The following is an 18554-nucleotide window of genomic DNA, read 5'->3' as shown; positions in this document are numbered from 1 at the left end:
TCGGGTTTCGTCCAGGTAAAAAGTTAGGGGGATGTAGTGAGCAAATCAGTGTTTGCAAAGCTGAAACAGGGCTACCAGGAACAATCAACTGTTAAACGCGCTTTGGGGAGCGGAACAATTTATGCTTTGAGCACTTTTTCCTGGTATGCGTTGCCTGACTATCTACCTTCCCGCAAGTCTCGCACTGGCATAAAAGTATTGTTGCTAGCCGGGGAAATAGCTGCGGGATGGATTATGGGCGTTATCCCCTCGCTGCAAATTAACCCTAAAGATGCAGATAAAAAGGGTTGCGCGGAGCGCAGAGGTGCTTGCGAATGTCACCGAGATGCCGCGGCGGGCAAGACTGAAAATAGTCAGCAGGGGGAATTTTCAGAGGAGAAAAATCCCTGCGAATGTTGCGACCCGGAAAATGTTACGGAAAGCGAAGAGGAAGATACGGTCATCACCATCCCGACAGCAGTCGCCTTTACTTTTGGTGCCTTCCTGCTTTCGTTAGTGCCCCTCGGGGAAAAACTTATTTTTTCGAGGGGAGAAAAAAGACGTCGGGCAGGTCACCGTTATGCGCACACCAAGCAAGCAATGTGGTTAGCAATCTTTACGGGAATATTGAGCGCGATTACTGAAGCTATCCCAGATCCAGAAGACGAGCTGGCATAGGATTTCCGACGGTAACCCGGTAAATGTTATTGATTCACCTGGATTTATATCCCTCTATGAGTGTTTTTAAATAATAAGCTCTCAGCTAGGCAGTTAAGTTGGAAACTCCAAAAGAGTCTCCCCTCGAGAGCCTAGCTGAGAGCTTTACCGGGGATTCACCGCCCAAGGAGGGATCCCAATCTGAGCGAGCCTAAGCGTTGCTCCAGGGGTCGGCGGTGAAACCGTTCTTTTTATTTATTGGCAGTGGCTTGCTCTTGGGAAGCCAACTTTTCGATTGCAGCCACATCTGGCTGTGGAGTGTGTGGCAGGTTGGTATTGATTTGTACCGAGGGGTTCTTTAGGTCAATATCCGTGTCATCTACCTGGGGGCTGTAGGGGAGTTTTCCATTTAATACGTCGTAAACCCGCTGGCGGTCAATGGTTTTGGTCCAGGTGGCAACCAGTAGGGTAGCAACTGCGTTCCCGGTGAAGTTGGTGAGGGCGCGTGCCTCTGACATGAAGCGGTCAATACCTACGATTACTCCAACCCCATCCAGTAGTTCGGGACGGTGTGACTGTAGACCGGCCGCCAAAGTAGCGATACCTGCCCCAGACACCCCAGCTGCGCCCTTAGAGGCAATCATCATGAATACCAGTAAACCGATTTGTTCTGCCATTCCCATCGGTTTATTCATGGCGTCGGAAATAAAAATAGCCGACATAGTCAGGTAGATAGCGGTTCCGTCCAGGTTAAACGAGTAGCCGGTGGGTACTACGATACCCACGGTTGCTTTTTGAACCCCGAGATGCTCCATTTTCCGCATCAGGTTTGGTAGCGCGGATTCGGAGGAGGAAGTCGCTACAATCAGCAAGTATTCTTTCGCTAGGTATTTCATGAGTTTGAAAATATTGAAACGCCCAAATATTCCTAATACCGAGCCGAGGACGACGCAAATAAACAGAATACAGGTTATATAGAATGCCACCATCAGCAATAACATCTGTCCTACTGCTTTAGCGCCGGTAGAACCGACAACCCCTGCCATAGCGCCGAATGCGCCGATGGGAGCTAGCCACAGAACCATGTAGAGCACTTTGAAAACCAATTTTTGGATGGCTTCAACTGCGCGCAGAATTCCGTCTCCCGTTTTGCCGAGGCTCTGTACCGCGAACCCAACTAGCAGGGCGATAAACAGGGTTTGGAGGACGGAACCAGCGGTGAGCGAGGAGAAGAAAGTATCGGGAATGATTGATTGAATAAATCCAATAATCCCGTCGCCCTTTTGCTTAGCTCCAGAGGTGAACTGGCTAGCAGCTCCTTTGGTGGCTTCAATATTGAGGTCGTGTCCCGGCTCTATCAGGTTTCCTACCCCTAGGCCGATCGCTAGAGCAAAGGTAGACATGGCAATAAAGTAGGCGAGTGCGATTCCGCCGGCTTTCCCTACCGAGGCTGCGGCTCGTACCGAACCGATTCCGAGGACGATGGTGCAAAAGATTACGGGGACAATCATCATGGTGATGAGTCGGACGAAGGTGGTACCGACCACCTTGAATTCCTTGGCTATATCGGGGGCAGTTATCCCGAAAATAATCCCGGCTACCACTGCGATTATTACGCCGATATATAACCAGTGAGTGTTGTCTTTCTTTGGCTTTTTGCTTTCTGGAACGTAGGGTCTGCTGGCGGTTAGCTCGGTAACCGCCAGGCTAGATTCCCCGGTTACTTCGTCTTTGTTCTTTTTGTGTTTGAGCATAGACATGGAGGAACTCCTGATGTTGGTGATTCTGTTTTATAGGAATCTGGGACTAAGTGACTAGGAGGAAAATAAATATTTATCTTCTCATCGAAGTGTAAAAGTAGGCTATAACCACTAAAGTCTTGATGCAAGAGTAAAACTTTGGTTTCCCCCATATTTTGTTTGTAGGTCTTTTATCCTATATTGTAAAAGCGTGTTTGTGAGATAGCACACATCATGGTTTTTTGGGTCTTATCGCCTAAATGTTCAAGTGTTTTTGAGTTGTTTTGTAGGCGGGCGGTGCTAGGTAAAAGTCACGGGGTGGCTGGGGTCTTGAGGGTTTAACTCTCAACTCAACTCTCAACTGTAACTCTCTATAGTTGAGAGCTACATGAGAGTTGAGTTGAGAGCTTGCTAGATTGAGGATTGGAGGGAGAAGGGCACTCTAGTAGCGACTGTGGACAGATATGCTCTCTTGAACTAATCTGCTGCGCGTTATAATCTGCTGCGCGTTAAATAACCCACAAAAGCGCCCTATCCTGTTCTTCTGCCTTGACCTGCTGGGAAAATGGCTGCTAAATTGGCTACTGCCCAAGATCGCCGGTGCCCACACCAGTGGGTTTAAGTTCCAGATTGGAAGCCTGTGTAGGTTGAACGATGCGTAACGTATCGAAAATAGTTGCGTGTCCTCAGAAAAAGAGGACGTCCTTCCCCCCCCGGGGAAGATAGCAGCTAGGATTGGTACGTTTATTTTCGCCCCGTGCAATCTGCGCGGGGTTTTCTTGTTCTGGTCCCCGGCACGGATAAACGGAAGGAGGGTCAAATGGCGAAAGCTGATAAGCAAGGAATGATTGCCCAGCTGGAAGAAAAAATCAGCTCCGCATCGGCCCTGCTGCTCACCGAATACCGCGGTTTGACCGTGGCTCAGATGACCGAGCTACGCAAGAACCTGGCAGGAACGGCTACTTATTCCGTCACGAAGAACACGCTGGTGCGTATCGCTGCCAAGAACCAGGGAATTGACTGCCTGGACGAGGAACTGACCGGTCCGATTGCAATCGCATTCGTAACTGGAGAAGCCGTAGATGCAGCCAAAGCGCTACGTGACTTCGCTAAGAATAACGAGCAGTTGGTAATCAGGGGCGGTTTCCTAGATGGCAAGTTCTTGACTGCCGATGAAGTCAAGCAGCTAGCTGAACTGGACAACCGCGAAACCACGCTGGCCAAACTGGCTGGTGCGATGCAAGGCAAGCTGGTACAGGCTGTCTATATGTTCAAGGCGCCCGCCGTCAAAGCGGTACGCACCGTGGACGCCCTGCGCGAAAAGCAGGAAAAAGCGGCTTAATAAAGCCGTATAGATCGACAAGAAAAAATCTGCCTCGCGTGGGCAAAAAGAAAGGAATGCCAAAATGGCTAAGCTCAGCAAAGAAGAGCTAATTGATGCTTTCAAAGAAATGACTCTGTTGGAACTATCGGATTTCGTTAAAGAATTCGAAGAGGTATTCGACGTAGAGGCCGCAGCTCCCGCAGCTGTCGCTGTTGCTGCCCCCGGTGCTGCCGGTGGCGAAGAAGCAGCTGAAGAAAAGAGCGAATTCGACGTAGTGCTCGAAGCTGCTGGCGACAAGAAGATTGCTGTAATCAAGGCTCTGCGCGCCCTACAGCCCGGACTGGCTCTGAAAGAAGCCAAGGAAAAGGTTGATTCCGCTCCCACCACCATTCTGGAGGGCGCATCCAAGGAAGACGCCGAAAAAGCCAAAGCTGATTTGGAAGGCGCGGGTGCTACTATCACTCTGAAGTAAGGCTAGTTAGTCTTTTACTTTAAAAAGGCGGTGCGGGGAAATTCTTCCCCGCACCGCCTTTTTTATAAAGAAGCTAATCTAAAAGAAGGGGTTAATATCGGGTTAATATCCAAAAGGAAGGGGCTGCTAGATAATGACCGTACTGCGGCACCTAGGTAAAAAAGAATGGCTGCTCAGCGCGCTGGCGATTATCACCATTATTTGCCAGGTTTTCTTAGATTTGCGCCTGATTGATTTCATGCAGACCATCACCGAAATGATTGTGAAACCAGGTGCTACCGTCAGCGGGGTGCTATCTGAAGGCGCAAAAATGCTCGGCTGCGCCGCCGGATCCATGGTAGTAGCCATAGTCACCGGTTATTGCATGGCCATGATCGGTGCCACCGTCGCCCGCAACTTACGGCAAGCAGTGTTTACCAAAGCGATATCCCTCCCCCAAGCAGACTTTGACCGTTTCGGCGCGCCCTCGCTAATTACCCGCTCCACTAACGATGTCACTCAGCTGCAAATGTTTGTGGTTATGGGGTGTCAAATGATGGTGAAAGCCCCCATCCTTGCCATTTGGGCAATCGTAAAAATCGCCGGGAAGAACCTGACTTGGACCGCCGCTACCGGGGTTGCGGCGTTGATACTGCTGGTCATGATTTTCATCATTTGGCGAATCGTGATGCCGCGGATGATGCGGATGCAGCGGATTACTGACGACCTGAACCGAGTAACGCGCGAACACATGGAGGGAGTGCGGGTTATCCGTGCCTACGGCTCCCAGGATTTCCACGAGCAGCGTTTTGAAGCCACCAACACCGAACTAACTAACACGCATCTGATGGTATCCGGAACTTTTTCCTTCATGATGCCGGTGATGAACACGGTGATATCCGGGCTTAACCTGGCGATTTATGTTCTGGGTGCTTTTATGATTTCCGCAGCTGCCGGCGCGGAAAAAATAACCCTATTTTCACAGATGATGGTATTTTCGGGGTACGCGACCCAAGCAATTGGCGGATTCTTGATGATGGCAATGGTATTCGTCTTCGCACCCAGAGCCATCGTTGCTAATCGCCGTATCCGGGAAGTACTAGATTGCGAACCTTCCCTAGTTGAGTCGGCCGCTACCGCCGATAAATCCACCCGCGTCCTCGAGAAAGAAACCCGCCCAGACCTACAGGAACCGGCGATTGAGTTTAGAGACGTTTCATTCCGCTATCCCGGAGCCGAAGACGACGCCCTCCATCAGATAAATCTGAAGATTGCTCGCGGGCAAACCGTAGCCCTCATTGGAGCCACCGGCAGCGGGAAAACAACACTGGTGAACCTGATTCCCCGGGTTTATGATCCCCGGGAAGGACAGGTTTTGATTAACGGCAAAGACGTGCGGGAATTGCCTTTGCTGGAACTGCGTAACCAAATCGCATATTCACCCCAAAAAATCACGCTATTCACCGGCACTATCGCTTCCAATATTGCTTTTGGAAAAGGTTCGAAAAACATTACCCCCGCCGATATTGTTGAGGCTGGCGACATCGCTGCCTGCGATTTCATTGCCGATAAAGAGGGCGAATTCGCGGCAGAAGTAGCCGCAGGGGGCACTAACTTTTCCGGCGGGCAAAAACAACGGATTTCGATTGCCCGAACCGTGGCCAGAGATGCGCAAATCTTGATTTTCGACGATACTTTTAGCGCCCTCGACTATGCCACTGACCGGGATGTTCGCGGGCAATTATCGGCGAAAGCAAACGGGAAAACCCAGATCATTGTGGCGCAGCGGATAGCTACTGTGCGAGAAGCTGACCAGATTCTAGTAATCGATCACGGCAAAATCGTGGAGCGGGGAACGCATGAGTCGCTAATGGCTTCCTCAAAGATTTATCGAGAAATTGCGCTGTCCCAACTCTCTGAGGAGGAGTTGGCATGAAAGACGTAGAAATGAACGAGTGGAGCCGGCGAGTCGAGTCGGCGCGGCGCGGCCTAGAACCAGTCGCAGAAAAAATGTCACCAGTACGCCCAAGCGGAGGCCACGGCGGGAACGTCTATGAGAAAGCCAAGAAAGGACAGTTCTCCCAATCGGTGCGCGGTCTTGCCCAGTTTTTAGGGCGCTACCGGGTAGCTATCCTATTCGCGCTAGTTTTGGCAATCGCCGGATCGCTTTTGACTACGGTCACGCCGATGTTCCTCGGGTTAATCACCGATGAGATTACCGCCGGATTGCGTAGCAGTATCGATATGGACAAAATCTTTACGCTGGCGCGGATGGCTACCCTCGTTCTCGCCTTAGGGCTCTGCTTTAACGTGGGGCAATCGCTGATTATGGTCAAAGTTACCCAACGCACTGGGCAGCGGATGCGCTCCGCGATTGACCGAAAAATCGACCGTCTCCCGCTGTCTTTCTTCGACAAAACCAGTCACGGCGACACTATAAGCCGGGTAACCAACGATATCGACACCCTGGTGAAAACCCTGCATTCGACAATCACCACTATCATTACCGGCGTAGTCACCTTGGTGGGAGCCGCTTGTATGATGCTCTACACCGAGTGGCGGATGGCGCTCGCCGGTATGGGGGTAACGCTTTTGGGGTTCGTCCTCAACGCGGTGATTATGGTGTTCTCCCAACGTTTCTTTATTCGCCGGCAGTCCTACCTGGGGAGCCTAAACGGGCATATCGAAGAATCTTTATCCGGGCAAGGGATTATCAATATCTATAATGCGGGATCCGCCACCAGTGCCGAGTTTAACCGTCGTAACCAGCGACTATTTAATGCGACTTGGCGCGCAGATTTCCTCTCCCAGTTAATGATGCCGATTATGGGATTTGTGGGAAACCTCGGTTACGTGGTGGTATGCGTACTGGGCGCAGTCTTGGTGGTGAAAGGCTATGTAACTATCGGAGTAATCGCCGCATTCATGCTCTATATCCGGATTTTCACCCAGCCGCTATCGAACCTAGCTTCTGCCGCGGCCTCCTTCCAGTCAGCAGCCGCTGCCGGAGGGCGCGTTTTTGAAATCCTGGAAGAGGACGAGCTACCGGACGAATCCGAAAAACCGGCGCTGACCGACCAAGTAACCCGAGGTGAAGTGGAATTCCGGGATATTCGCTTCTCCTATGAAGCGGGCAAAGAAATCATTCACGGATTTTCGGCGCTGGTGCAGCCGGGACAAAACGTCGCGATAGTAGGGCCGACTGGAGCCGGCAAAACCACCCTGGTAAACCTGTTAATGCGCTTTTATGAACTGGACAGTGGGGAAATCCTCTTGGACGGAACCCCGCTTTCTGCAATGCGGCGCGAGGACGTGGACTCGCAGTTCGCTATGGTGCTGCAAGACAGCTGGATGTTCCAAGGAACCTTGCGGGAGAACCTGGTTTATTCCCGACAGAACGTATCCGAGGAACGCCTGGAGCAGGTGATCAAAGCAGTAGGGCTCAGTGACTTGGTTGCGCAGCTTCCTCACGGTCTCGATAGCGAGATTCGGGAAGATTCCGCCCTCTCTAGCGGACAACGCCAGCTGGTGACTATTGCTCGTGCCATGCTTGCGAATAAGCCCCTGCTGATTCTCGATGAGGCTACATCCTCGGTCGATACCCGCACGGAGCAGCTGATTCAGCGAGCAGTAGCCAAAGCTACTGCGGGGCGCACCTCCTTCGTGATCGCGCATCGCCTGTCTACTATCCGTGACAGTGACGTGATATTCGTGATGGAGCATGGCGATATCGTCGAGTTCGGTACGCATGAAGAGTTGTTGGCCGCCGAGGGCGCATACGCCCGCCTCTACAACGCGCAGTTCACCAAAGGTGATATTGATGCTTAAATGCTCCGTTCTTGCGTTTCGGGGCTGGCTCGGCAAAAGCACTCCGGGGATCCCTTGACCTGCTTCGCAGGTCAAGCCCCTCTCGTATCTTTTGCCGGCCGCGCCCCTATTCCGCCCGCCTAGCCGACTCGGGAAAACCTAGTTTCAGCGCTTTCTTCGCCATTCATGTCTGTGTTTTGGTGTTGCTGTGCGCTGGAAGTTGCGGGTCTGAAGAAGTAAAGGTCCTTGTAGATCCGGTTCCTTACAGATGTAAAGAATGGAATTTGTTGTGGTGGCTAAATAGGTGTGTTTCCGATGTTGGGGTGGTGGTTAAGGCCGTGGCTTTGCAGGTCGCGCCCCTTTTTCACCCGCCTAGCCTGCTCGGATAAAACCTAATCCCGTGCCTTTTTCTTCCCCATTGATGTCTATGTTTGGTATTTCTACTGGTGAGTGACCTTGATTTTCCTGTTGCTTTTACGTGCGGAGGGGAGATTTTATCCGAGTGGGTGCGGTGGGCATAAGAATTCGGAAAACGCCGCTACGTTTTCCGAATTTCTTGGGCAGGAGGAAAAATCTACCCTCTGCGCCTACATAGATGAAGCTGCCATCGCTCCTTCATCTATGTCTGTGCTTGGCATAGTTGCGCGTTCAAGGGCCGGTCTGCAATCACCTAATTTCGCCAATTCCACCAGTCAAATCGCGCCAATTCCATCAGTATGGAATATAGATACTAGTAGTAAAGATTTGTGAGTCTAGCATTTCTAAGCTAAAAATCGCGCTAGCTAGGGGGCGTTCTCGACTCTACAGCACCTTGGAGAAGAAGTCTTGGGTTCGGGGGTTCTGGGGATGGTTGATTACCTGTTCAGGGGTGCCCTGTTCCAAGATTTTACCTTCGTCCATGAACACCACGTGGTCGGCGACTTCCCGGGCAAAACCAATCTCGTGGGTAACCACAATCATGGTCATGCCTCCGCGTGCTAAATCCTGCATGACCGACAACACTTCCCCCACTAGCTCGGGGTCGAGGGCGGAAGTGGGTTCGTCAAACAGCATAAGCTCTGGCTCCATGGCGAGGGCGCGGGCAATCGCGACTCGCTGCTGCTGCCCACCCGAAAGCTGCGCCGGGTAATGGTCGGCACGGTCAGAGAGCCCTACTCGTTCCAGCAGTTCCAAGGCTTGCGATTTTGCTTTTTGCTTAGATAGCCCTTTAACCTGCATCGGGGCTTCCATCACGTTCTCAAGTGCGGTCTTGTGGGGGAAAAGGTTGAAACGCTGAAAAACCATCCCTACTTTTGCGCGTTGTCGAGCAATTTCTTTGTCGGGTAGCTTACGTAGTAGCTTCCCCTGAGAAGTAATTGACCCCCGTTTACGATCCAAAAGGGCGCGTATGGGGTTGGAGGACGGGTTTTCTTCAACCATTCCCAATAGTTCACCATTTAGGTAGATACGTCCTCCAGATACCTGCTCTAATTCGTTAATGCAGCGTAGTAAGGTAGATTTTCCTGACCCGGAAGGTCCTAGCAGAACGCAGACTTCTCCTCGTTTAACCTCTAAATCTACGCCCTTAAGCACATGTAAATCGTCGAAAAACTTATGGGCTGCCTGAACCTTAACCATTAGGTCGCGGGATTCATCTGTTTTGTTCATATTGCTCATGGTGTGTACTCGATAAATGGGTCGTCTTTTGTAGTTCCGGCGGCATTAACCGCGCGTTGTTTAGCCGAGCCAAACAGTTTCTTGCCGGCTTTATCTCCGGTACGGTTATCAAAGCCGCGCCCGTAGTAGCGTTCAATATAGCTTTGCCCCACCATCAAGATGGAAGTAATAGTTAAATACCAGATAGCTGCCACAATCAGCAGTGGTATAGGCAGGAAATTTCGATTTCCAATCGTCGAGGCAGCGTAGGTGAGCTCTAAGGTGAAGGGTACTGCGAGTACGAGTGAAGTGGTTTTCAGCATGGAAATAGTTTCGTTGCCGGTTGGGGGTACGATTACTCGCATTGCTTGCGGCAAAATAATTCGGCGCATGATTTGTCCTCTCCGCATCCCCAAAGCGCTGGCAGCTTCCGCCTGTCCGGGGTCAATCGAGTTCAGACCGGAACGAACAATCTCAGACAGGTATGCGCCCTCGTTAAGTCCTAAGCCCAATACCGCTGCTACCCCCGCATTTAGGATGGTGGCGGTGTCGAACTGGAAAAACTCTGGTCCAAAGGGGATGCCGAGGGAGAGTTTGTTGTAGAGAGTGGGGATTAGTCCCCAAAAGATTAGCTGAGTGTAAATCGGCGTTCCCCGGAAAAACCAAATATAGAACCAGGCAACCGCTTTCATAATCGGGTTGGTGGATTTACGCATAATCGCCATGGTTACGGCGAGGGTTACCCCGATTAGCATGGCTAGTACCGTTAGTAGCAGGGTATATAGGACACCGCGAACAACTGATGGGTGGAAAAGGTATTTAGCCACCATGTCCCAGCGATAGTTTTCATTAGAGATAAGACCGTGGATAATCATAGCGGCCACTATCGCTACGATGATGGCGGAGAGCGCCCGCCCCAGTGAGAATACTGGGCGCGGGCAGCTGAGCTCCACTTGGTCTTTGTATTTTTGACCGTTCACGTTTACAACCTTAACGCTAGTCCACGGCGGGGTTTAGTTCGGCTTTATCTTTGAGAGCGTCTTGAGCTCCATATAGAGTGAAGATTTTTTTGAGCGTGCCATCGTCCATGAGTTTTTGGATTGCTGCCTGGACGGCTTTGGCTAACTGCTCGTTATTCTTGGCGACTACTACCCCGTGTAGGGCGGTGTCGAAAGGCTCTCCAACTTGTTCGATTTGTCCGCCGGTCATTTTAGCTGCGTAGCCAACTACGGGGGAGTCGGCCAAGGTGGCGTCATATTGTTTGCCTACTACCTTCTGGGTGACCTCGGTCTGTAGTTTGTGAGGTTTAATGGTGATGGCTTTTTTGCCCTCGTCGGTACACTTTTTAGAGAGGGCTTCAATGGCTTCATGCTGAGCACTCCCAGTTTGTACCCCGATGGTTTTGCCGCAGGGGTCTTTGGGGTCGAATTTTTGGGGATTACCTTTGGACACGCCGTATGAGAAGCCAACTTCCGCGTAGGAAATCATGTTTGCCTGGGCTTCGCGTTCTTTCGAGACGGTGAAAGCAGAAACGCCGATATCGAATTTGCTTCCGATTTGAGGTAGGAGGGAATCAAACTCGGCGTGGGTGGTGGTCCCCTCTTTCAGCCCCATCACTTTCGCTATTGCTTTAACCATATCAACGTCGTATCCGGTCGGGGTTTGACCGTCTTCTTTTTTAAATTCGGCGGGTGCGTAATCGGTGGAGGCTCCATTCTTGAGGACGCCGGCATCTTTAATGTTTTGGGGTACTAATTTTTGGATTTCCGGGTCTGCTTTGATGCTGGAAACGTCGAAGCCTTTTTCGCCGGGGTCTGTGTTTTGCCCGGCGATATCGTCGCTCCCGGAGGTACAGGCTGCTAAACCAAAGGAGGCGAGTGAAATGGCGGCGAGAGCTGCTAGTTTACGTTTCATGATATCTCCAATCTCTAACGTCTTTAGAAAGTATGCAACACTATGAATAATTATGCAAACATTTTCGGGTTATCTGTGGTGGGTATCTCTTTGAGGACGAGTATTGAGATTTTTAGGGAGAGGGCGGCAGGTGCGCCCCGGTAGGAAAAGCCCGCTATGCTAGGGACGTGAATGAACACTGCTCCCGCAGGTCGTGGCGGGTCGTTTTCCTGGTAATTCTGTCCTTAGTGATGACATTGCTGTCCCCGCTGGGTGCGCAGGCAAGCGAAAATCCGCGCGTCCTCGTCCTCATAACCTCCGGTCTTTCCTGGTCAGACGTGAACCCGCAAGAAAAAGTGGGGAAGCAGTTCCTGGATGCGCTAGGTTCTGCCCGTGTCGCTAACTTGATTCGCCATAATGCAGCTAAAACCACCTGTCCTCTCGATGGATACCTCACTTTGTCTACCGGGATGCGGCTAACTGCTACCGAAGGGCGAAGCAGCGGGCATTGCCCTGATGTCCCTGAGCTGAGTGCCGGCACATTTTCGAGTACGCAAATAAAAGAATGGGCTAAAGATGCCCGGCAACAAAATGACCGCGCCACTCCTGGAACTTTGGGACAAAAGCTAGCTGAACACGGTAAACAGGTGTATGCGATTGGGCTAGGAGCTGCAATTGCTGCCATGGATACTTCTGGACAAGTTGCTAACTATAGCCCAAGAGCTGATCTTTCTAACTTTGCTTCGCAAATTAAAACTGTCATGGAAAAATCGGAAGTGACCATTGTTGATGTGGGGCAGGTTTCTGCTAGTAGAGACATAAAAGTTTCTCCTACCTCTTTAAATGCCACTCCTGCTGATGGTCTGCCAGGGGCGGATAGGGTGGAAAAAGCCCAAAGTAGTCAGGTGCTAGCGGCTTTGACCGCTGGTTTACAGGCAGCTAAAGATTCAGATTTAGTTTTCGGGCTAGATGTTGCCGATCATTCTGCTCACCCCCACCTGGGAATGGCGTTCGTACGCAATCCAAAGGACAAACCTGGGATTATTCGCTCGTCCTCTACCCGGCAACTGGGATTAACTTCCACTGTGGACTTCACTCAACAAATATTGGTTGCCAATGGGGTTAATGATGCGAATTATTTAATAGGGGGAAATTTTAGTATCGGGCGCGACTATGGGATGAGCGGTAATCTTGACTGGCTTCGTAATCAGTCCTTGCGCGCTGACCAGGCAACTATCCTTCAAGCTCGTTTCATCGTCCTAATCGGGGTAGCTTTGCTGCTTTCCATAGCTCTGTTAATAGGATTGCAGCGCAGAATGTCTCGACCTATTACGCGAGGTAAGCAATTGGTGGGGGTGCACCTGTGTCTAAGTGCCAGTCTGCTCGGGCCTGCTAGCGCATTAGCGGCCAATATCCCGGCAAAACTATTAGGGGCGACTGGCGGTAACTTTAGCGCCAATGCGTTGAAAATGTCGGTTCCGCTGCTTAGTTTGCAGTTTTTCTGGATAGTAATCATGATTGCTCTTATCCTCGCTGCTCTTTGTCTAGCGCTAGGTAGTCTGATTGCCAAGAAAATCCAGTTCCTGCGATACTCGGCGCCGGTGATAGTAGCTGCCTGCTTTATCATCGTTTGGATTTTGGTGAGCCTTTTAACTGGATCGCCAGACCAGATTTCTACTATGTTTTCCTCGCCGGCAACTTCAGCTACCCGCTTCTATGGGCTTAATAACAACAAATACTCCTTCTTGTTCTCAGCCATTCTGGCTTTAGAGTGTTTAATCCTCTCTCCCCTGGTAAAGCGCTTTCCTGTGCGCAGTAAACGATATTTTGTTATGGGATTCTCGCTGCTGGCGCTGGCGGTAATAATAGATGGTTTCCCCTGGTTGGGAGCCGATGTAGGTGGTCCGTTAGCCTTGATAGTGGGAGTTGGGGTCACCCTAAACCTGGTTCTAGGTAAACGGGTGACAATCTTGAAAATACTTTCCCTAATGGGAGTAGCCCTATTGTCCTCAACTCTATTCGTCCTAGTTGATAATCTCGCTAATCCGAGGGCGCGCACCCACTTTGGACGTTTTATTTCCGAGGTCGCAAACGGGGGAGGGGCAATAGTTGTTAGGCGTAAAGCTGAAGCAATGATTAACACTTTCGGTGGGTCGGTAGTGTTTACCATCTTGATGGCGCTGGCAATAGGGGTAATTGTTTTAGGAGTTTTGGCACATAAACGCGGAAAATCTCGGGGGAATTCTTTGTTTTTTGCCAGGATTACTTCCAACTTTACCCCGCTGCGCACTATTCCCGGTGCGTGTCGTTTTGGGCAGGGAGTGTTACTAACTGCGATACTTGCCGCCCTTACCAATGATTCTGGGGCGTTAATCCTGGTATGTGCGGGATTATTTACGATTCCAGCACTGAATGCAATGCTGCTACTAAATACGGGCAATAAACAATAGGCAGAAATAGGGGGGGGGCTTTAAAGTCAGGAAAGCCATAAAATTCTAGCGAATTTCGGTGAAGTGGGTAACTTTCCTGGTTCGGGTTTTGTATGCCTAAGGTGGTTTGATAGTCTTTTGTGGTGCCTGAGTGCACAGGGCGGGTTACCCAAGCGGCCAAAGGGATCTGACTGTAAATCAGCCGGCGTAGCCTTCGGGGGTTCGAATCCCTCACCCGCCACGTTGCCAGGTTTTACAACCTGGTGGCAAAGTGACAAAATATGTGGGAGCGACTTCGGTCGCACCAGAGTGCAGATTGTTCACTATTGCCCCGATAGCTCAGTCGGTAGAGCATCTCCATGGTAAGGAGAAGGTCCAGGGTTCAAGTCCCTGTCGGGGCTCTAGGGTTTGATTTACCAAGCCCTCAAGCGGCGGGGTAGCTCAGTTGGTGAGAGCGCACGACTCATAATCGTGAGGTCGCGGGTTCGAACCCCGCCCTCGCTACTTTTCAATTTCGATTGAAACGGAAACTGCCGCTGAAGGGGCGGCTCGAGATATAGAGGTAAGTAACAATGGCCAGCAAGTCGTCCGACGTACGTCCTAAGATCACTCTGGCGTGCAGTGAATGTAAAGAGCGTAACTACATCACCAAGAAGAACCGCCGGAATAATCCGGATCGTCTGGAACTGATGAAGTATTGCCCGCGTTGCCGTAAGTCTACTGCCCATAAAGAGACTCGTTAGTATTCCAGATACTATATTTACGTTCAGCTTCTTATAACAGTAAAAGCCGGGTTCTCTAGCTCAACATTTAATGCTAGTAGCTGGCTGCAATAGCTGTTAATCGTTGAACCTAGATTTTTGCTAAAAGATAACAAGGTATCTGTTTATTACTACAGTCAGCAGTGAGCTGATAATAGATATTTACCTTATTGTCGCTGGTAAAAAAGCTTAACTTAACAATAAACTTTGGGGGGCGCAACTACCGTTGCGCCCCCCAAAACTATGAAAACGGGATTAACTTCGCCCCAATCAGGCGTTAAGCCAGTTTCTGTAATGCTTTTAAGGATTTTTCAGCATTAGCTTTCGGACCTCCACCGGCGGGAGGCTCCTCATCAATCATGATGTCCTGTTCAAGCACATAGTACCCATCGAAACCAGCTTTATTGAGTTCGCAAACAATGACGCCAAAATCAATGTCGCCCTCGCCGATAGGAGCAAACATACCGGCTTTAACCCCCTGCGACCAGGTAATCTCACCGGGAAGCAGCTTGTCGGTCATTTCCTTGTGAACGTCCTTAGCGTGGACAATCACCGTGCGAGAGGGGTATTCCTTAACGATTGCCACGGGATCACAGCCACCACAAACCATATGCCCGGTATCCAGACAGAGCGCTACCTTTGATTCATCTAGCATCTTGCGAATCTCGCAATCGTTTTGAATCATAGTGCCCCAGTGTGGATGAACGCAGGCTTTAACCCCAGCCTCGGCGCAAACATCGCTAATCCGATCCAAGTTTCCGAATAAAGTCTTCCAACCGGCCTCGTCAAGAACAGGCCGATCATCGTAACCGTCACGACCGGAATCAGCCGCCAAAATCAGATATTCCCCTCCGGCAATCTTAAAGGCTTCCAGCTCCTTCTTTACCGCCGGAATGGGGTCAATCTCGGGGTCATGCATAATCGCCAGGAAGAAAGCACCTACCGGCTTCAGACCGTATTTGCCAACCTCCTTTGCCCTTGCCTCCGCCTCAATCGGTAGCCAGCCCTGCGGACCAAACTCGGTAGCAGTTAGCCCAATTTCTTTCATCTCGGTTAAAACCCGTTCCGGGCTCATCTGGTATCCCCAACCTGGAACTTCACATACGCCCCAAGAAATAGGAGCTCCCGCAATCTTCATATTTCCTCCATTGTTTATGTATTAAGGTAACGCCCCTATTGCGCACCTAGTAGCTTGTTGTTGCTATGTTCGCTTACTGCACGTCCTATTTATGCGTGCTCATCAAATACAGTTTTTCCTGCCGAAAACCTCAAAGAGGTATCTACCCTCAGCTAGGCGAGTTAAATCCCCACCTTTACGGGGCGCTGCTCACGTGCAGATTTCTCTGCCGCTTCTGCCAGTAGTAGCGCTTGGGCTCCGTCCTCGATAGAGGGAGTGGGCTTGCCGCCCTCTTTAACTATCGAGATGAAATGATTTAGCTCTGCCGCATAGGCGTCAGCGTACCGAGTAAGGAAGAAGTCCAAATAAGGCTCGCGGGAGAGAGAATAGCTATCTTTCGATAGAGAAACCGTGGTGGGACGCTGGTTATCAGCGTTTAGTTGTCCATCATGGCCGGTTACCTCTAGACGCTGATCGTATCCGGTCGCGCAATGACGGTTATTGATAATAGTGGCTACTGCCCCAGATTTAGCGGTGAGGACGATAACCGCAGCGTCATAATCGTTACAGGCGGCAATCTCACTATCTAGATTTTGCGGAATGGTAGTCACGGTGTCGATATCTCCAAGCAGGAAACGAGCCATATCAAAATCGTGAATGGTCATATCCTTGAAGATGCCGCCTGAGACTTTGATGTAGTCAGTAGGGGGAGCAGCCGGGTCACGGGAAATAATGGTGACCTGCTCGACCTTCCCAACTTCCCCCTTATCCATTAGCTCTTTTACCCGAGCAAATGAGGGGTCAAAACGCCGGTTAAACCCGAGCATAACCGTCGGATCTAGTCCTTTCAGCGCCTCACGTAGCTCTACTACTTTCGCAGTTTCCATGGCAACCGGTTTTTCACAAAGAGCAGCCTTACCAGATTTAGCTGCCGCAATGATGTGAGGAACGTGCATAGGGGTGGGAGAACCAATAATGACTGCATCTATATCAGGGTTATCCCAGATTTCATTTTCATCGCTAACTCCCCGCCCACCGTATTGAGCAGCTAGGGATTCGGCGGCATCTTTGCGCACATCGAAAACTACTTCTAGGGAAGCGTCCAGACTGGCTGAAAGGGTTTTAGCGTGAACGTGACCAATTCGTCCCGCTCCCAGTAATCCAAATTTCAACATAAAACAACTCTGTTCTGTGAGGGGGAGTGACAATCTCCCATTTCTTTGTCCTTACATTATTAAGAATAGAGTAACGGTCAAAGAATGTAAACACTAAACCCGAAAAAACGTTAAGCATTCTCAGAGCATAGCCGCTGTAAAAAGGACACTCGTCCTTTAAAATGAGGAAAATACTGGGAAAACGCTCGCGAGGTTACTTCCAGCGAAGCAACATCAAGAAACCGGCAAAAGCTACCCCCAGCCCCAAAGCTAGATTCCAGTTACCGGCGTTAGGGATTGGGTAGGCAGAAGAAGAAATGTAATAGACAACCACCAGTAGCAGTCCAACCAGCATTAACGCGACCGACAACGGAGCCCACCAACGCGGAGACGGTTTCATGTCAGCAGCCCAAGACTTATTTAACTCCTCTGGCTGTTGGGAGCGGGGGGGCTTAGCGTCCTTACGTTTACGTGACTCCGGCACGAGGTGACCTCCATAAAATGCGATAGTACTAGCTAGGTTCATTCTAGTGTGAAAGTCTCTGTAGACCTAGTTAAGTCTGTTTTCAGGTAAATTAAGTCTATGATGAAGACACGTCCCCGTCCCCACGCTAGATAAACAACTTTCGGAAGAACATGAGCAATAAAACCAAGAATGCGCGGACACAGACCGCAAGGCGACATCGCTTTGACCCCATCGGAGCTTTTGGGGAACTGCTAATAATAGTGGGATTACTGGCTGGACTATTCGCGTTTTGGGACGTGTTCGTAACAGACTGGCAGGTGGCAAGCTACAATAATCAGGCATTAACCACCTTCCAAAAACAAACTAAAACCTGCCCTAATCGCATCTCTAAAGATGAACGTACCAGCGCCCCTCCCAGTATTGGGATTAAGCAAGAGGGCGAAACCCTGGGGGCATTGCACGTTCCCAAATGGAACTATATGGTTGTGCCGGTAAAGGAAAGCACCACCCAATTGATTCTAAATACCGGAGCTGCCGGGCATTACGAAAGCACCGCTCTGCCAGGGCAGATAGGTAATTTCTCGGTAGCGGCACATCGGCGCTCGTTCGGCTCAAACTTCCGGCGTATTGATGTACTAAAGGCCGGTGACAGTGTAATCATGGAAACTGCCGGTGAATGGCTGGTATACAAGGTCACTAACCACAAAATTGTCCTCCCGACCCAATCAGATGTGATTCTCCCGGTTCCAGAACAGCCCGGAAAACAACCCACCGAACGCCTGATGACTATGACCACCTGTAACCCCGAATATGGGAACTGGGAACGCTACATTGTTCACTTAAAGTTTGACCACTGGGTTCCTCGTTCCAGTGGGGTTCCCAAAGAACTAGCAGGAGGAGGCAACGCATGTGCGGGTTAATCTGGGATTTACTTCCCGGTCCTAAATGGCTCAAATTTCTGCAGGTAATCCTGATAATCGCTCTAATCGTGATGGCTTGTTTTTGGTGGCTGTTCCCCTGGATTTCCCAAACCCTGGATTTAACCGGTACTACCGTAGACAGTAGCCCTCTGGGGTATGCCCCTACCAATTCTCTTTAACCTATAGTCGTCCTATCCAAGACCGGTAAATAAAGATAGGGCT

Annotated in this window: 16 protein-coding genes and 3 tRNA genes; 12 read left to right on the top strand and 7 right to left on the bottom strand. The window is 50.5% G+C overall.

What is annotated here, in order from left to right; all coding sequences use genetic code 11:
- The first annotated feature begins 36 nt into the window (after positions 1-36).
- Positions 37-657: a hypothetical protein gene (locus QZT94_RS07345; protein ID WP_296761776.1), complete on the top strand. Its 621-nt coding sequence runs from the start codon at positions 37-39 to the stop codon at positions 655-657.
- Between the two features lie 230 nt (positions 658-887).
- Here QZT94_RS07345 and QZT94_RS07340 read toward each other — a convergent pair whose 3' ends face one another.
- Positions 888-2390, bottom strand: coding sequence for a cation:dicarboxylase symporter family transporter (locus QZT94_RS07340; RefSeq protein ID WP_296761774.1), 1503 nt, complete (start codon positions 2388-2390; stop codon positions 888-890).
- A gap of 805 nt (positions 2391-3195) precedes the next feature.
- Here QZT94_RS07340 and rplJ point away from each other — a divergent pair.
- The 4 genes from rplJ (at position 3196) to QZT94_RS07320 (ending at position 7978) form a co-directional block, all read left to right on the top strand.
- Positions 3196-3717, top strand: a complete 522-nt coding sequence (rplJ, locus tag QZT94_RS07335; protein ID WP_296761772.1) for a 50S ribosomal protein L10 — start codon at positions 3196-3198, stop codon at positions 3715-3717.
- Between the two features lie 64 nt (positions 3718-3781).
- Positions 3782-4171: a 50S ribosomal protein L7/L12 gene (gene rplL / locus QZT94_RS07330; protein WP_072510341.1), complete on the top strand. Its 390-nt coding sequence runs from the start codon at positions 3782-3784 to the stop codon at positions 4169-4171.
- Between the two features lie 133 nt (positions 4172-4304).
- The gene (locus tag QZT94_RS07325) at positions 4305-6086 is read left to right on the top strand and encodes an ABC transporter ATP-binding protein (RefSeq protein WP_296761770.1); all 1782 of its coding nucleotides are present in this window, start codon (positions 4305-4307) and stop codon (positions 6084-6086) included.
- Entirely contained in the window at positions 6083-7978 is a 1896-nt protein-coding gene (locus tag QZT94_RS07320) for an ABC transporter ATP-binding protein (RefSeq protein WP_296761767.1), read from the top strand. The genes QZT94_RS07325 and QZT94_RS07320 overlap by 4 nt, the downstream gene beginning before the upstream one ends.
- Before the next feature lie 780 nt (positions 7979-8758).
- Here the strand turns inward: QZT94_RS07320 and QZT94_RS07315 are convergent.
- Genes QZT94_RS07315 through QZT94_RS07305 form a run of 3 tightly spaced genes read right to left on the bottom strand, consistent with a single transcriptional unit; the run spans position 8759 to position 11506 of the window.
- A complete protein-coding gene (locus QZT94_RS07315) occupies positions 8759-9613 on the bottom strand; it encodes an amino acid ABC transporter ATP-binding protein (protein WP_296761766.1) in 855 nt (284 codons plus the stop codon).
- Positions 9610-10572 (bottom strand): amino acid ABC transporter permease, encoded by a 963-nt coding sequence (locus QZT94_RS07310; RefSeq protein ID WP_072510337.1) that lies wholly within the window; start codon positions 10570-10572, stop codon positions 9610-9612. The genes QZT94_RS07315 and QZT94_RS07310 overlap by 4 nt, the downstream gene beginning before the upstream one ends.
- Positions 10573-10588: 16 nt before the next feature.
- Positions 10589-11506, bottom strand: a complete 918-nt coding sequence (locus QZT94_RS07305) for an ABC transporter substrate-binding protein (RefSeq protein ID WP_296761762.1) — start codon at positions 11504-11506, stop codon at positions 10589-10591.
- 227 nt (positions 11507-11733) lie between these two features.
- On the opposite strand from QZT94_RS07305, the gene QZT94_RS07300 reads away from it, so the two are divergent.
- The 5 genes from QZT94_RS07300 to rpmG all read left to right on the top strand — a co-directional run bounded on the left by QZT94_RS07300 (position 11734) and on the right by rpmG (position 14657).
- Positions 11734-13935 (top strand): hypothetical protein, encoded by a 2202-nt coding sequence (locus QZT94_RS07300; RefSeq protein WP_296761759.1) that lies wholly within the window; start codon positions 11734-11736, stop codon positions 13933-13935.
- Positions 13936-14073: 138 nt separating this feature from the next.
- A tRNA-Tyr gene (locus tag QZT94_RS07295) sits at positions 14074-14155 on the top strand.
- Positions 14156-14242: 87 nt separating this feature from the next.
- Positions 14243-14315 (top strand) — tRNA-Thr (locus QZT94_RS07290).
- 29 nt (positions 14316-14344) lie between these two features.
- Positions 14345-14418: transfer RNA gene (locus tag QZT94_RS07285), tRNA-Met, on the top strand.
- Positions 14419-14486: 68 nt separating this feature from the next.
- On the top strand, positions 14487-14657 hold the full coding sequence (gene rpmG, locus QZT94_RS07280; protein ID WP_072510334.1) for a 50S ribosomal protein L33: 171 nt from the start codon (positions 14487-14489) through the stop codon (positions 14655-14657).
- A 295-nt stretch (positions 14658-14952) separates the two neighbouring features.
- On the opposite strand, the gene QZT94_RS07275 is transcribed toward rpmG, so the two are convergent.
- From QZT94_RS07275 to QZT94_RS07265, 3 genes are all read right to left on the bottom strand, one after another.
- Entirely contained in the window at positions 14953-15813 is an 861-nt protein-coding gene (locus QZT94_RS07275; protein ID WP_270626522.1) for a sugar phosphate isomerase/epimerase, read from the bottom strand.
- Positions 15814-15974: 161 nt separating this feature from the next.
- On the bottom strand, positions 15975-16967 hold the full coding sequence (gene iolG, locus QZT94_RS07270; protein ID WP_270626523.1) for an inositol 2-dehydrogenase: 993 nt from the start codon (positions 16965-16967) through the stop codon (positions 15975-15977).
- Positions 16968-17160: 193 nt separating this feature from the next.
- Entirely contained in the window at positions 17161-17430 is a 270-nt protein-coding gene (locus QZT94_RS07265) for a cell division protein CrgA (RefSeq protein ID WP_296761752.1), read from the bottom strand.
- 152 nt (positions 17431-17582) lie between these two features.
- On the opposite strand from QZT94_RS07265, the gene QZT94_RS07260 reads away from it, so the two are divergent.
- A complete protein-coding gene (locus QZT94_RS07260) occupies positions 17583-18332 on the top strand; it encodes a class E sortase (RefSeq protein ID WP_072510330.1) in 750 nt (249 codons plus the stop codon).
- Positions 18320-18511 carry a hypothetical protein gene (locus QZT94_RS07255; protein WP_270626527.1) on the top strand — a complete coding sequence of 64 codons (192 nt, stop codon included), beginning with the start codon at positions 18320-18322 and terminating at the stop codon, positions 18509-18511. The genes QZT94_RS07260 and QZT94_RS07255 overlap by 13 nt, the downstream gene beginning before the upstream one ends.
- Positions 18512-18554 lie beyond the last annotated feature (43 nt).

The sequence above is a fragment of the Varibaculum sp. genome, from assembly GCF_008661855.1.
GTDB lineage: Bacteria > Actinomycetota > Actinomycetes > Actinomycetales > Actinomycetaceae > Varibaculum > Varibaculum timonense_A.
Note: the sequence above shows the minus strand (reverse complement) of the source record. Positions and strands in the feature narration are given on the sequence as shown.

What these genes read in the sequence shown, in the direction of transcription:
- QZT94_RS07255 (WP_270626527.1), top strand. Translation starts at nt 18,320, where the DNA reads ATGTGCGGGTTAATCTGGGATTTACTTCCCGGTCCTAAATGGCTCAAA.
- QZT94_RS07340 (WP_296761774.1), bottom strand. Translation starts at nt 2,390, where the DNA reads ATGCTCAAACACAAAAAGAACAAAGACGAAGTAACCGGGGAATCTAGC.
- QZT94_RS07275 (WP_270626522.1), bottom strand. Translation starts at nt 15,813, where the DNA reads ATGAAGATTGCGGGAGCTCCTATTTCTTGGGGCGTATGTGAAGTTCCA.
- QZT94_RS07325 (WP_296761770.1), top strand. Translation starts at nt 4,305, where the DNA reads ATGACCGTACTGCGGCACCTAGGTAAAAAAGAATGGCTGCTCAGCGCG.
- rplJ (WP_296761772.1), top strand. Translation starts at nt 3,196, where the DNA reads ATGGCGAAAGCTGATAAGCAAGGAATGATTGCCCAGCTGGAAGAAAAA.
- QZT94_RS07315 (WP_296761766.1), bottom strand. Translation starts at nt 9,613, where the DNA reads ATGAGCAATATGAACAAAACAGATGAATCCCGCGACCTAATGGTTAAG.
- iolG (WP_270626523.1), bottom strand. Translation starts at nt 16,967, where the DNA reads ATGTTGAAATTTGGATTACTGGGAGCGGGACGAATTGGTCACGTTCAC.
- QZT94_RS07305 (WP_296761762.1), bottom strand. Translation starts at nt 11,506, where the DNA reads ATGAAACGTAAACTAGCAGCTCTCGCCGCCATTTCACTCGCCTCCTTT.
- rplL (WP_072510341.1), top strand. Translation starts at nt 3,782, where the DNA reads ATGGCTAAGCTCAGCAAAGAAGAGCTAATTGATGCTTTCAAAGAAATG.
- QZT94_RS07320 (WP_296761767.1), top strand. Translation starts at nt 6,083, where the DNA reads ATGAAAGACGTAGAAATGAACGAGTGGAGCCGGCGAGTCGAGTCGGCG.
- QZT94_RS07260 (WP_072510330.1), top strand. Translation starts at nt 17,583, where the DNA reads ATGAGCAATAAAACCAAGAATGCGCGGACACAGACCGCAAGGCGACAT.
- rpmG (WP_072510334.1), top strand. Translation starts at nt 14,487, where the DNA reads ATGGCCAGCAAGTCGTCCGACGTACGTCCTAAGATCACTCTGGCGTGC.